The following is a 12,992-nucleotide window of genomic DNA, read 5'->3' as shown; positions in this document are numbered from 1 at the left end:
TCCTGAACGGTCGACCCGGGCCTTCGCGCTCAGCCGAACAGGCTCTTGAGCAGGTAGAGCCCGGCGTGCACGAAGCCCCAGATGACGCCGGACACCACGCCGAGCGAGGCGACGGCGCATACCATGCCGACGAGGATCCAGACCCCATCGCGCTCCAGCACGCCGAGCGCCAATATGCAGATGGCGAGCGCGGGCAGCATGTTGCCGAGCGGGATCGGCAGCACCAGCACCGTCGCCAGCACGAAGCACATCACCCCGATCACATATTCCGCCGGCGGATGGGCGAGGATGCCGAGGCGCGGGCGCAGCAGCCCCTCGGCCTTGGCGAGCCACGGCGTGGCGCGGCCGATGAAGGCGGCGAAGTCCCTGCGCGCCACCGAGCGGCGGGCGATGAAGGGCGGCAGCCACGGCTCGCGGCCGAGCGCGAGCTGGGCGGTGAGAAAGACCAGCGGCGCGCCGAGCACGGCGGAGGTTCCCGGCGGCGTCGGCAGCACGTTGGGCAGCGCGAAGATCAGCATCAGCGGCCCGAACGCCCGCTCCCGCATCACGGTGAGCAGATCGCCCACGGCAATGCGTTCGCGCTCCACATCGTTGGCGATGCGGTTCAGCACGTCGGACAGGCGAAGCACTTCGTAGTCTTCCCCGCCCGGAATTTTGGCGCTGTCGATGTCGGACGGCATATCGGACGGCACGGCGGGCGACACTCCTCCCCGGACGGTGGACACTCCCCACCGCTGGCCCGTCAGATAAGCACTGATTGTGACATTAACCAGAAGCGCGAAGCTCGGGGGGGAACGCGCGAGGCGCCGGTTCAGGTCCAGCTGAACAGGAAGGCCCCGACGGCGATCAGCAGAATGATCACCGCCGCGATCGAATGTTTCACGGTCCAGTCATGCATGGTCATGCGCGTTTCTCCACCCTTTGACGCTGGTGTGAGGCCTGCCGCGCCCTGCGTCAACCTCGGCCCGCGTGCGGCTAGCCGTGGCGCAGATGGAACGACTTCGGCCGGGTGAGCATCTCGAAGCCGATGCGCGAGAGCGAGGCGCCGCGCCCGGTGTCCTTCACGCCGGTCCAGGCGAGGCCCGGATCGAGATAGTCGCAGCGGTTCATGAACACGGTGCCGGTCTCGATCCTGTCGCCGAGCCGCTCGGCGGCGTCGAGATCGGCGGTCCAGATCGAGGCGGTGAGGCCGTAGACGCTGTCGTTCATCAGCGCCAGCGCCTCGGCGTCGTCCTTCACCTTCATGATGCCGACCACCGGGCCGAAGCTCTCCTCGCGCATCACCGACATCGAATGGTCGACACCGGTCAGCACCTGCGGGGCGAGATAGGGCGTGCCCTCGCGGCTGGCCGGGAAGGAGGCGGGGTCGATATGCGCCTTGGCCCCCTTTGCGGTCGCCTCGGCGGTCTGCCGGCGGATGAGGTCGGCGAAGCGCTCCTGCGCCATCGGGCCGAGCGTGGTCGCCTCGTCCAGCGGATTGCCGAGGACGTAGTTCGAGGTCAGCTCGACGAAGCGGCCGACGAAGCGGTCATAGAGGCTCTCATGCACATAGATCCGCTCGATGCCGCAGCAGCACTGGCCGGAATTGTAGAAGGCGCCGTCGACGAGGTTGGCGACCGCGAAATCGAAATCGGCGTCGGCGCGCACATAGGCGGGGTCCTTGCCGCCGAGCTCGAGGCCGAGCCCGGTGAAGGTGCCCGCCGCCGCCCGCTCGATCGCGCGCCCGCCCTCCACCGAGCCGGTGAAGTTCACGAAGTCGACCGCGCCGGAGCCGATCAGCCGCGAGGTCTGCTCGTGGGTCAGCACCAGATTGGTAAAGAGCCCGGCGGGCAGGCCGGCGCGGTCCATCGCCGTCTGGAAGCGCTCGCCGACCAGTATGGTCTGCGCCGCATGCTTCAGGAATACCGCGTTGCCGGCGATCAGCGCGGGGGCGATCGTGTTCACGGCGGTGAGGTAGGGGTAGTTCCACGGCGCCACCACCAGCACCAGCCCGAGCGGGTCGCGCTTGATGTAGCGCCGGAAGCCCGGGCGCTCGTCCGGCGGGATCAGCGGCGCGAGGGCGGATTCGGCCATTGCGGCGACATAGCGCACGCGCTCCTCGAAGCCGCCGAACTCGCCGCCATAGCGCACCGGCCGGCCCATCTGCAGCGCGAGCTCGGGCACGATCTCCTGGTTCATCGCCAGCATGGCGTCGAGGAAGGCCAGCACATGGGCCGAGCGCTCCGCCACCGGCACGCTCGCCCATTCGCGCTGCGCCGCGCGGGCCGCCTCCACCAGGCCGGGAAGGGCGGCGTCGCTCGCGGCGGGGCGGCGGGCGAGTTCCGATCCGTCGATCGGCGAGCGGCAGACAATATCGTTCATCGACCTACTCCGGCACCACCTGCGCCCCTGCCGTCGGATATAGCCTGACGCCCGCTCCTGCGTCCATCGGCGCGATCACGGGGCCAACCCCACCCGGCGAGCCGCTTCGCGCACCCGTTCCGGGCGCGAACTGCGCATCAGGGTGCACGAGTTGGAATGATTGGTCCATTTATTCGGTCGCCTGGCATGGCCCGGGCGGATATTTTACGGGCCGCGCACGCCCTTCATGAGCTACAAGGGCAGCGTTGATGAACAGTGGACCAGACATGCTCCATCTGACGAACGGCACGCTGACGGACAGCGATTCCCGCGATTTCGTCGAAATGTTCGACCTCGCTCCGATCTCGCTCTGGCTGGAGGACTTCAGCGCCGTCGGCGAGCTGTTCGCAACCTGGCGCGCCGAGGGCGTCACCTCGCTGCGCGACCATCTGCGCGGGCACCCGGACCGCGTCGCCGAATGCTCGAAGCGCATTCACGTGCTGAAGGTCAATCGCCGCACGCTGCAGCTTTTCGAGGCCGACAGCCTCGCGCACCTCGTCGACAATATCGGCCGGGTGTTCCGCGACGACATGCTCAAGACGCACATCGACGAGCTGGCGCAGCTCTGGGACGGGAATCTCACCTTCGCGAGCAACACGGTCAATTACACACTCAGCGGCCAGCGGCTCGACATCCAGCTCAAGGGCATCGTGCTGCCGGGCTACGAGCAGAGCCTGGCGCGGGTGCTGCTCTCGGTCGAGGACGTGACCGAGCGCGAGACCGCGCGCCGCCAGGCCGCCCGCGCCGAGGAATATGCCCGCGGCCTGTTCGAGCATTCGCCGATCTCGCTGTGGGTCGAGGACTTCTCGAGCATCAAGCAGCTGATGGATGACGTGCGCATGCGCGGCATCACCGATCTGCGCGTCTTCACCGACGTGCATCCCGAATTCGTCCAGCGCTGCCTGAGCGAGGTTCGGGTGATCGACGTCAACCAGCACACGCTCGAGATGTTCTCCGCCCCCAGCAAGGCGGCGCTGATCGGCAATATCGGCTCGGTGTTCCGCGACGACATGCACCGGCATTTCCGCGAGCAGCTCATCGAGCTGTGGAACGGCCACCTGTTCCACCAGCGCGAGGTGGTCAACTACACGCTGAGCGGCGACGAGTTGCACGTGCACCTTCAGTTCTCGGTGCTGCCGGGACACGAGCACGACTGGTCGCTGGTGCAGATCGCGCTCACCGACATCACGGCGCGCAAGAAGGCCGAGGCCTATCTCGAATATCTCGGCAAGCACGACGTGCTCACCAAGCTCTACAACCGTTCCTTCTATGTCGACGAGCTCAACCGGCTGGAGCGCAAGGGCCCGTTCCCCGTGACCGTCATCATGGTCGACCTCAATGACCTGAAGCAGGTCAACGACCAGCTCGGCCACGCCGCCGGCGACACGCTGCTGCGCCGGGCCGGGGAGGTGCTGTCCAAGGCGGTCGACAAGCCCAACTGCGCGGCGCGCATCGGCGGCGACGAGTTCGCCGTGCTGCTGCCCGGCACCGACCGGGCGGGCGGGCTCGCCGTGATGGAGAACATCGAGAAGCTGGTCGAGCTGAACAACCAGTTCTACTCCGCCAGCACGCTCGCCCTCTCCATGGGCCTCGCCACCAGCGTCAATGGCGAGCGGCTGGAGCAGGTGGTCAAGCGGGCCGATTTCGAGATGTACGAGGCCAAGCGCAACCAGGAGGGCGGCGCGCACGGGCGCGACTGAGGCGGCCGGGCACGCTCACCCGCCCGCCAACCCGTCCGCATGGACGAAGCACAGCTTGTTGCCTTCGGGGTCGCGGCCATAGGCGCCGTAATAGTCCGGCCCGTAATGCGGCCTGAGGCCCGGCGCGCCCTCGTCGGTGCCGCCCTGCGCCAGCAACGCCTGCCAGGCCGCGTCGACCGCGGCGCGCGAGGGGGCGGCGAAGCTGACCTGCGTGCCGTTGCCCCAGGTGGCGGGCAGCCCGTTGAACGGCATCTGGACGAAGAATTGCGGCCAGCGCCGGCCGGGCAGCACCCACATGGCGCCGGGCGGGCCGCCATCGTCCTCCGCCTCCGCCCGTATGAGGCCGAGCGGCGCGAGCACCGCGTCGTAGAAGGCGCTCAGGCGGCCGAGATCGCGCGCGCCCAGGATGATATGGCTGAACATTGACCTGCCTCATGGGCTCGTGCATCCGGCGCCGACATGTTCCATCCGCACCCCCCGCCCGCGCAAGCGAGAGTCGACAGCCGCCACGGAGCGCAGTAAACGGGGCGCAGGGAATTACATGGACTTCCGGTTTGTTTGGAAGTTTTCACAAGAATGGTTCGTAAATGAGCAACCTTCACCACGAGCGCGTGCTGTCCGTCCACCACTGGACCGATAATCTGTTCACCTTCACCACCACGCGCGACCAGGCGCTGCGCTTCAAGAACGGCCAGTTCGTGATGATCGGGCTCCAGGTCGAGGGCAAGCCGCTCCTGCGCGCCTATTCGATCGCCAGCGCCAATTACGAGGAGACGATGGAGTTCTTCTCCATCAAGGTGCCGAACGGCCCCCTCACCTCGCGCCTCCAGCACCTGAAGGTGGGCGACGAGATAATTGTCGGGCGCAAGCCGACCGGCACGCTGCTGGTGGACTATCTGGTGCCCGGCCGCCGGCTGTACCTGCTCGCCACCGGCACCGGCCTCGCGCCCTTCATGAGCCTCATCAAGGACCCGGAGACCTACGACAATTACGAGAAGGTCATCCTCGTGCACGGCGTGCGCACGGTGGCCGAGCTCGCCTATCAGGACTTCATCGAGAACGAGCTGCCGGACAACGAGTATTTCGGCGATCTGGTGCGCGAGAAGCTGATCTACTACCCGACGGTGACGCGGGAGCCCTACCGCAACCAGGGCCGCATCACCGACCTCATCACCTCGGGCAAGCTGTTCGACGACCTCGACTTGCCCCCGCTCGACAAGGAGGACGACCGCGTCATGCTGTGCGGCAGCCCGCAGCTGCTCGACGACATGCGCGTCATCCTGAAGGACAGGGGCTTCGAGGAAGGCTCGACCACCGAGCCGGGCGACTTCGTGATCGAGAAGGCGTTCGTGGAGAAGTGATCGCCGTCAGCGCAGGCGACGGTCCGGACCCCAGTTGGAGTTCCACGGCGAGCCCTCCTCGCGCGCGGCCTCCTCGGGCGAGAGCACGCGGTATTCGGCGTCGATGACCGTGGAGCCGCTCGCCCGGCCGCGCGACTTGCGGCCGCCGAACAGGCGGTAGGCGAGGCCGGCCAGGGCGAGGATCGGGAACACCACGAGGAACACGCTCGCCGCGACCAGCGCCAGCGCAATGCCGACGGCCACGGCCACGGCGACCACCAGCGCCACCTGCCACCAGCTCACGCGGCGGACGGTGAATCGCATGCGGTCGAACGGATCGGTAGAGTTCATCCTTGGTGTCTTTCCTCCGGAGTGGTCGCCCACTTTCTTGGAATATGGTAGCGCCTCGCCGTCCTGCCAGCATCGGGCGGCGAAAATCGGGCGCGCTCGCCCTGCGGAGACCGATCGGATGATCATACGCCCTGCGGCGTTGCCGGACCTGCCGGCCATTCTCGCCATCTACAACGATGCCGTGCTGACCTCGACCGCGATCTGGAACGACACCCCCACCGACCTGCCCAACCGCGCGCTCTGGCTCGCCGACCGCCACGCCAAGCGCTACCCGGTGCTGGTCGCCGCCGAGGGCGAGGAGGTGCTCGGCTATGCGAGCTTCGGCGATTTCCGCCCCTTCGACGGGTTCCGCATCTGCGTCGAGCATTCGGTCTATGTCGCGGAAGGTGCGCGCGGACGCGGCCTCGGCCGCCACCTCGTCGAGGCGCTGTTCGAGCCGGCGCGCGCGCTCGGCAAGAAGGTGATGATCGGCGGCATCACCGGGGGCAACGCCGCCTCGGTCGCGCTGCACCGCAAGCTCGGCTTCGTCGAGACCGGCTACATGCCCGGCATCGGCACCAAGTTCGGCCAGCGGCTCGACCTGGTGCTGATGCAGAAGGAACTGTGAGGCGGGCCGGCCGGCGCTTCCACCTCAAAGCCCGCGCGAAAACGACGAAGGCCGGGACGGGCCCGGCCTTCGCACCTGTCTCACAGATCCGCGCCGGCGCCGCCGGCACCCGCCTCAGTAGCGGTAGTGGTCCGGCTTGAAGGGACCCTCGAGCGGCACACCGATATAGTCCGCCTGCTCCTTGCTCATCTTGGTCAGCTTCACGCCGAGCTTCTCCAGATGCAGCGCGGCGACCTTCTCGTCGAGCACCTTCGGCAGGGTGTAGACCTGCTTCTCATACTTGCCCGGATTGGCGAACAGCTCGATCTGCGCCAGCGTCTGGTTGGAGAAGGAGGACGACATCACGAAGGAGGGGTGGCCCATGGCGTTGCCGAGGTTCACCAGCCGGCCCTCGGACAGCAGGATGATGCGGTTGCCGCCCGGGAACTCGATCTCGTCGACCTGCGGCTTGATGTTGGTCCACTTGAAGTTCTTCAGGCCCGCGACCTGGATCTCGTTGTCGAAGTGGCCGATGTTGCACACGATCGCCCGGTCCTTCATCTGCCGCATGTCCTCGACGGTGATGATGTCGCGGTTGCCGGTGCAGGTGACATAGATGTCGGCGCGCGAATAGGCGTTCTCGATCGTGGTGACCTCGTAGCCTTCCATCGACGCCTGCAGCGCGCAGATCGGGTCGACCTCGGAGACGATGACGCGCGCGCCGGCCTGGCGCAGCGAGGCGGCCGAGCCCTTGCCCACATCGCCGAAGCCGGCGACGAAGGCGACCTTGCCGGCCAGCATCACGTCGGTGCCGCGGCGGATGGCGTCGACCAGCGACTCGCGGCAGCCATAGAGGTTGTCGAACTTCGACTTCGTCACCGAGTCGTTCACGTTGATCGCGGGGAACAGCAGCTTGCCCTGCTCGGCCAGCTTGTAGAGCCGGTGCACGCCGGTGGTGGTCTCTTCCGAGACGCCCTGGATCGAGGCCGCGACCCGCGCGAACCAGCCCTTCGGCTTCTCGGCGAGCAGCTTCTTGATGAGCGCGAAGAAGATCTCCTCCTCCTCCGAGCCGGGGCTCGCGAGGAAGGCGTCGTCGCCCTGCTCGGCCTTCAGGCCGTAATGCACCAGCATGGTGGCGTCGCCGCCATCGTCGAGGATCATGTTCGGCACCTCGCCGCCGTCCCAGTCGAACAGCTTGGCGGTGAAGTCCCAGTATTCGGTCAGGGTCTCGCCCTTGAAGGCGAAGACCGGCGTGCCGCCGGCGGCGATGGCCGCGGCCGCGTGGTCCTGGGTCGAGAAGATGTTGCACGACACCCAGCGCACGTCGGCGCCCAGCGCCTTCAGCGTCTCGATCAGCACCGCGGTCTGGATCGTCATGTGCAGCGAGCCGGCGATGCGCGCGCCCTTAAGCGGCTGCGAGGGGCCGTATTCGGCGCGGATCGACATCAGCCCGGGCATCTCGGTCTCGGCGAGGTCGATCTCCTTGCGGCCGAAGTCGGCGAGGCTGATGTCCTTGACGATGTATTCGCTGGCGACGGCCATGATGCAGCAATCCTTCTGCCTGACACGGGTGGCTTTGCGGGTGGCTTCGGCCGCGTGATATCAGCCTCGCCCGCCGAATACAATAACGATATAAAGATGTCTTTATGTGACGGCCGGAGGAAACCGCGCCGGCGCAGGCCCGCCCGGCGGCCCTATTCCTCTTCGCCGAAGCGGCCGGCGACCAGCTCGGCCAGCGCCTCGAGCGCGGCCTCGGCGTCCGGCCCCTCGGTCTCGACCAGGATCGTGGTCCCGGGCGCGGCGGCGAGCATCATCAGCCCCATGATGGAGGCCCCGCTCACCGTTTCGCCGCAGCGCGTCACCCGCACATCCGCCTCGAAGCGCTCGACCGTCTGGACGAACTTGGCGGAAGCGCGCGCATGCAGGCCGCGCTTGTTGACGATGGGCAGTTCGCGGCTATGCAACACGGTCGCGGCCACGGTCATTTTCCGGCCAGGACGCGGCTGGCGATGTTGATGTATTTGCGCCCGGCCTCCTGCGCCTGGGCGACGGCCTCGCCCATCGGGATCTCGCCGCGCACGGTGGCGAGCTTGACCAGCATCGGCAGGTTGATGCCGGCGACCACCTCGATGTCGGGCGAGGTCATCACCGAAATGGCGAGATTGGAGGGCGTGCCGCCGAACATGTCGGTGAGGATCACCACGCCAGCGCCGCTGTTGACGGTGCCAACCGCCTCCACGATGTCCTTGCGGCGCTGCTCGATGTCGTCGTCGGGACCGATGGTGATCGTCTCAAGCTGAGGCTGAGGTCCCATGACGTGTTCGAGCGCAGCGCGGAATTCGCTGGCAAGGCGGCCGTGCGTTACGAGTACGAGACCTATCATCCTGTCCGCCGCGCCTGTTTCGGCACGAGTGCTGTCTGCTTGTGGGGCGGCAAGGTATTGAAATCCCGCCGTCCCCTTCGCGGGGCGCACATCATCGTTGCACCGCACACGAATGGCAAGTACCGCTCAAGAACCGTTGTAAATTTCCCGGTGCACATCCTGGCGACGAACTGACGCTGGGTCAGTATCCGCGTGCCGTGAGCAGCGCGGCGAGCACCTGCTGCACCGCGTCGCCCCCCGCCAGCACCGGCAGGCGGTCGATGTCGACGCCCTCGATCCGGGTACGCAGCGCCGCCTCGGCCGGCAGGCGGGCGGCGTCCGTCGCGCCGAGATCGACCACCAGCCCGATCCGCGCCCGCGGCACATGGGCGAGCCGCCGCAGCCCCGCGCCGCGCACCTCGATCAGCCCGGCGAGCTCGTCCGGCGGCGCGGCGAAAAGTCCTGCCTCCCCGGCGGCGAGCCGCACCCGGTCGTCCGCGACCAGCTGCACCGGCGGGATCGGGCCCGTGCCGCCGGCGAGGATCAGCGCGAAGGCGAGATGCGACTTGCCCGAGCCGGATTCGCCGCGGATCAGCACCCCGACCTCGCCAACGCGCACGCAGGAGGCATGGACGCTCGGCGGCGGGCAATCCTTTTCCATCACGCTCACGCGGCCGGAAGGTGGATGACGAAGCGCGCGCCGGCCGAGCGCGGGCCGTCGGCCTCGGTGTCGGTGCGCGCGACTGCCTCGGCGTCGCGGGCCTTCTTGCGCCCGCCGCGCCGGGCCTTGGTCTCGGCCGGGCGGTTCTCCGCCCAGATGCGCCCGCCATGGGCCTCGATGATCTGCCGCGAGATCGACAGGCCGAGCCCGGAATTCTGGCCGAAGCCCTGCTCCTCCGGCCTGTCGGTGTAGAAGCGCTCGAAGATGCGCGTCAGCGCATGCGGGGGAATGCCGGGGCCGTCGTCGTCGACCATGATCTCCACCGCGTCCTTCAGCCGCCGGCAGGTGACGCGGACCTCCCCGCCCTTGGGCGAGAAGGAGCGGGCATTGTCGATCAGGTTGTTGATCACCTGGCCGAGCCGGGAATCGTGGCCGGGGACGATGAACTCGCCGCCGGCGCCGGCCGCGTGCTCGAAGGCGAGCTTCACCCGCACCTCGTCGCCGCGCACCACGTCGTTGTGCACGCCCGTCACGGTGTTGAGCAGCCGCGTCAGGTCGACCGGCTCCGCCTCCTGGCGCTGCAGTTCGGCATCGAGCCGGCTGGCGTCGGAGATGTCGGTGATGAGGCGGTCGAGCCGGCGCACATCGTGCTGGATCACCTCCATCAGCCGCCCGCGCGAATTGTCGGTCTTGGCGAGCGGCAGCGTCTCCACCGCCGAGCGCAGCGAGGTGAGCGGGTTCTTCAGCTCGTGCGACACGTCGGCGGCGAAGCTCTCGATCGCCTCGATGCGCGAATAGAGCGCGTCGGTCATGTCGCGCAGCGCGCCGGACAGATGCCCGATCTCGTCGGAGCGGCGGGTGAAGTCGGGGATCTCGACCCTCTGCCGCGTCCGCCGGCGCACCCGCTCAGCGGCGTCGGCGAGCCGGCGCACCGGCCCCGCGATGGTGCCCGCGAGCAGGAAGGAGAGCACGCTCATCACCGCGATCGCGACCAGGAACACGCGCACGATGGCGAGCCGCTCCGCCGCCACCGCGGCATCGATCTCCCCGCCCTGGGTGGAAAGCAGCAGCACGCCGAGAATGGCGCGGAAGCGCTGCACCGGCACCGCCACCGAGACGATCACCTGGCCGCGGTCATTGACCTGCACCGCGCTCGACTTCTGGCCCTGCAGCGCTTCCACCACCTCCGTGTAGCCCTTGCCGTTATTGGGACCGAGGTCCTTGTAGAGCGGAAGGTCGCCGCGCTCGAACCAGGTCTTCAGCTTGTTCCACGCCCGCTCGAACCAGTTCGGCTTGCGGGTGGTGGGCGGGGGCATGTCGAAGCGCAGGATCTCGCCGCGCGAATAGAGCGAGCGCGAATCGAGCAGCAGCACGCCGTCGCGGTCGTAGATCCGCGCGCGGGTGCCGGTCGGCTCGACCAGCCGCTTCAGCACCGGGGCGACGCGCTCGGGATTGATCGGGAATTCGAGCGGCGCGAAGCCCTCCTCGCCCGGCCCGTAGCTTTCTCCCGCCTGCAGCTCCAGCAGGCGCTCGGGATCGATGGTGATGGCGTTGGTCTCGACCTGGGCCGAGGCGGCGATGGCGCCGGCGATGATCTCGCCCTGCACCAGAAGGCTCTGCACCCGGGCGTCGATCAGCCCGGCGCGGAACTCGGACAGATAGAGGATGCCCGACACCAGCACGCACATGCCGGCGAGGTTGAGCAATACGATGCGGCGGGTGAGGCTGGAGAAGCTCTTGAGCGCAACGGCGTTCGGCAGCCGCCGGATCGCACCCAGCAGCCTGGCGATACGCCCTTTCCGGGGGGCATCCGCGGGCGGAGCCTCGGCGTCCTCATACGGCGCCTCTTCCTCCTCGGCCGCGGTCCGGGCGGAATCGGGATCGAGCAATTAGCCGCTACTCCTTGAAGCGGTAGCCGACGCCGTAGAGCGTCTCGATCATCTCGAAATTATCGTCCACGACCTTGAACTTCTTGCGAAGCCGCTTGATGTGGCTGTCGATGGTGCGGTCGTCGACATAGACCTGGTCGTCATAAGCGGCGTCCATCAGGGCGTTGCGGCTCTTCACCACGCCGGGCCGGGTGGCGAGCGCCTGCAGGATGAGGAACTCGGTGACGGTCAGCGTCACGTTCTCGTTCCGCCAGGTGCAGGTGTGCCGCTCCGGGTCCATGCGAAGCTGCCCGCGCTCCAGCACCTTGGCGCTGTCGCTCTCGCGCGGCAGGGTGCCGTCCTTGGGAGCGACGCGGCGCAGCACGGCCTTCACGCGTTCCACCAGCAGACGCTGCGAAAACGGCTTCTTGATGAAGTCGTCCGCCCCCATCTTCAGGCCGAACAGCTCGTCGATCTCGTCGTCCTTGGAGGTGAGGAAGATCACCGGCATGTCGCTCTTCTGTCGCAGCCGGCGCAGAAGCTCCATCCCGTCCATGCGCGGCATCTTGATGTCGAAGATGGCAAGATCGGGCGGGTTGGTCTTGAAGCCGTCGAGGGCCGTGGCGCCGTCGGTATAAGTCTGGATGCGATAGCCCTCGGATTCGAGGGCGATCGAGACGGAGGTCAGAATGTTGCGATCGTCGTCGACGAGAGCGATGGTCGGCATCTGCACACTTTCCTGTTCGGCACCGATAGACGCAGGGGCGGGTGAACCGTGCCGGCGTGGCCAGAATGTGACACGCAAACTGATTCCACCGAAATTAGCGCGTTTCGAGGCACATAGCCAATCCGGCGGCGGTGCTTGACGCAAGCGCCCGCGCTGGCGCACGACTGCCCTGTCGAGCCTGAGGAGACCGCCATGCCTGCCGCGCCGCGCCCCGAGGACGGATTCCAGCCGGCCGCCGCGGTCCGGCGGCTGCTGCGAGAGGCGCGCACCGGCGCCCTCGCCACCCTCGACGAGGACGGCGCGCCCTATGCCTCGCTGGTGCAGGTCGCCCCCCTCAATGACGGTTCGCCGGTGTTCCTGCTCTCAGGCCTCGCGCGCCACACCCGCAATCTCGGGCGCGACCCGCGCGTCTCCCTGCTGGTCGACGAGCATCGCCACGGCGACGAGCTGCAGGGCGCGCGCGCCAGCCTGAAGGGGCGCATCGAGCGGATCGCCGACACCGGCACCGCCCGCCGCCGCTTCCTCGCCCGCCATCCCGACGCCGAGGGGTTCGCGGACTTCGCCGACTTCGCCTTTTACCGCCTGATGCCGCACTCCGCCCATCTCGTCGCCGGCTTCGGGCGCATCACCGATGTGGAAGGCCCGGAGCTGCTGACGGAGCTGGCGGAGGCCGACGAGCTCCTCGCCGCAGAGGCCGGCGCGGTGGCGCACATGAACGCCGACCATGCCGACGCCGTCCAGCTCTACGCCATGCAGCTGCTCGGCGCCGGCCCCGGTGAATGGCGCATGATCGGCATCGATCCGGAAGGCTGCGAGCTGATGGCCGGGCTCGACGTGCGCCGCCTCGCCTTCCCCCGCCGTGTCACGAGCGCGCGCGGCATGCGCGAGATGCTGGTCGAGCTCGCCAACGCCGCGCGCGGCGCCAGCATCGACTCCCCGCAATAGTTCGCGAGCGGCCCGCGGCGATATCCACAGCCCGCCGCGGCATCGGCGCGCA

Annotated in this window: 15 protein-coding genes; 5 read left to right on the top strand and 10 right to left on the bottom strand. The window is 68.0% G+C overall.

Annotated elements, in window-relative coordinates; all coding sequences use genetic code 11:
- Positions 1 to 29: 29 nt before the first annotated feature.
- A complete protein-coding gene (locus tag NVS89_RS09585; protein WP_258732447.1) occupies positions 30 to 692 on the bottom strand; it encodes an exopolysaccharide biosynthesis protein in 663 nt (220 codons plus the stop codon).
- Between the two features lie 283 nt (positions 693 to 975).
- Complete coding sequence (locus NVS89_RS09580) at positions 976 to 2,400, bottom strand: aldehyde dehydrogenase family protein (protein ID WP_258732708.1); 1,425 nt, start codon at positions 2,398 to 2,400, stop codon at positions 976 to 978.
- Between the two features lie 227 nt (positions 2,401 to 2,627).
- On the opposite strand from NVS89_RS09580, the gene NVS89_RS09575 reads away from it, so the two are divergent.
- Positions 2,628 to 4,100 carry a sensor domain-containing diguanylate cyclase gene (locus NVS89_RS09575; protein WP_258732446.1) on the top strand — a complete coding sequence of 491 codons (1,473 nt, stop codon included), beginning with the start codon at positions 2,628 to 2,630 and terminating at the stop codon, positions 4,098 to 4,100.
- Between the two features lie 15 nt (positions 4,101 to 4,115).
- Here NVS89_RS09575 and NVS89_RS09570 read toward each other — a convergent pair whose 3' ends face one another.
- Positions 4,116 to 4,523, bottom strand: a complete 408-nt coding sequence (locus tag NVS89_RS09570) for a VOC family protein (protein WP_258732445.1) — start codon at positions 4,521 to 4,523, stop codon at positions 4,116 to 4,118.
- A gap of 164 nt (positions 4,524 to 4,687) precedes the next feature.
- On the opposite strand from NVS89_RS09570, the gene NVS89_RS09565 reads away from it, so the two are divergent.
- Positions 4,688 to 5,461: a ferredoxin--NADP reductase gene (locus NVS89_RS09565; protein WP_258732444.1), complete on the top strand. Its 774-nt coding sequence runs from the start codon at positions 4,688 to 4,690 to the stop codon at positions 5,459 to 5,461.
- Positions 5,462 to 5,467: 6 nt separating this feature from the next.
- Here the strand turns inward: NVS89_RS09565 and NVS89_RS09560 are convergent, their stop codons facing one another.
- Positions 5,468 to 5,791, bottom strand: coding sequence for a hypothetical protein (locus NVS89_RS09560; RefSeq protein ID WP_258732443.1), 324 nt, complete (start codon positions 5,789 to 5,791; stop codon positions 5,468 to 5,470).
- A gap of 118 nt (positions 5,792 to 5,909) precedes the next feature.
- On the opposite strand from NVS89_RS09560, the gene NVS89_RS09555 reads away from it, so the two are divergent.
- The gene (locus NVS89_RS09555) at positions 5,910 to 6,398 is read left to right on the top strand and encodes a GNAT family N-acetyltransferase (RefSeq protein ID WP_258732441.1); all 489 of its coding nucleotides are present in this window, start codon (positions 5,910 to 5,912) and stop codon (positions 6,396 to 6,398) included.
- A gap of 114 nt (positions 6,399 to 6,512) precedes the next feature.
- Here the strand turns inward: NVS89_RS09555 and ahcY are convergent, their stop codons facing one another.
- The 3 genes from ahcY to NVS89_RS09540 form a co-directional block, all read right to left on the bottom strand.
- Positions 6,513 to 7,919: an adenosylhomocysteinase gene (gene ahcY, locus NVS89_RS09550; RefSeq protein ID WP_258732440.1), complete on the bottom strand. Its 1,407-nt coding sequence runs from the start codon at positions 7,917 to 7,919 to the stop codon at positions 6,513 to 6,515.
- Between the two features lie 152 nt (positions 7,920 to 8,071).
- Positions 8,072 to 8,362 carry an HPr family phosphocarrier protein gene (locus NVS89_RS09545; protein ID WP_258732439.1) on the bottom strand — a complete coding sequence of 97 codons (291 nt, stop codon included), beginning with the start codon at positions 8,360 to 8,362 and terminating at the stop codon, positions 8,072 to 8,074.
- Positions 8,359 to 8,760 (bottom strand): PTS sugar transporter subunit IIA, encoded by a 402-nt coding sequence (locus tag NVS89_RS09540; protein WP_258732438.1) that lies wholly within the window; start codon positions 8,758 to 8,760, stop codon positions 8,359 to 8,361. The genes NVS89_RS09545 and NVS89_RS09540 overlap by 4 nt, the downstream gene beginning before the upstream one ends.
- Between NVS89_RS09540 and NVS89_RS09535 the strand changes: the two genes are divergently transcribed.
- Positions 8,695 to 8,934: a hypothetical protein gene (locus NVS89_RS09535; RefSeq protein ID WP_258732732.1), complete on the top strand. Its 240-nt coding sequence runs from the start codon at positions 8,695 to 8,697 to the stop codon at positions 8,932 to 8,934. The two genes, NVS89_RS09540 and NVS89_RS09535, sit on opposite strands and share 66 nt — an antisense overlap.
- Positions 8,935 to 8,941: 7 nt before the next feature.
- Here NVS89_RS09535 and NVS89_RS09530 read toward each other — a convergent pair whose 3' ends face one another.
- The 3 genes from NVS89_RS09530 to NVS89_RS09520 are packed head-to-tail and all read right to left on the bottom strand — an operon-like array spanning position 8,942 to position 11,995.
- Positions 8,942 to 9,400, bottom strand: a complete 459-nt coding sequence (locus NVS89_RS09530) for an HPr kinase/phosphorylase (RefSeq protein ID WP_258732436.1) — start codon at positions 9,398 to 9,400, stop codon at positions 8,942 to 8,944.
- Positions 9,401 to 9,405: 5 nt separating this feature from the next.
- Positions 9,406 to 11,289: a sensor histidine kinase gene (locus NVS89_RS09525; RefSeq protein WP_374114553.1), complete on the bottom strand. Its 1,884-nt coding sequence runs from the start codon at positions 11,287 to 11,289 to the stop codon at positions 9,406 to 9,408.
- A 7-nt stretch (positions 11,290 to 11,296) separates the two neighbouring features.
- A complete protein-coding gene (locus NVS89_RS09520; protein WP_258732435.1) occupies positions 11,297 to 11,995 on the bottom strand; it encodes a response regulator transcription factor in 699 nt (232 codons plus the stop codon).
- Positions 11,996 to 12,187: 192 nt separating this feature from the next.
- Between NVS89_RS09520 and NVS89_RS09515 the strand changes: the two genes are divergently transcribed.
- Positions 12,188 to 12,940, top strand: coding sequence for a HugZ family pyridoxamine 5'-phosphate oxidase (locus NVS89_RS09515; protein ID WP_258732434.1), 753 nt, complete (start codon positions 12,188 to 12,190; stop codon positions 12,938 to 12,940).
- Positions 12,941 to 12,992: the final 52 nt, after the last annotated feature.

The sequence above is a fragment of the Ancylobacter mangrovi genome, assembly GCF_024752355.1.
GTDB classification, from domain to species: domain Bacteria; phylum Pseudomonadota; class Alphaproteobacteria; order Rhizobiales; family Xanthobacteraceae; genus Ancylobacter; species Ancylobacter mangrovi.
The sequence above is the reverse complement of the archived record's forward strand: the minus strand, read 5'-3'. Positions and strand labels throughout refer to the sequence as shown.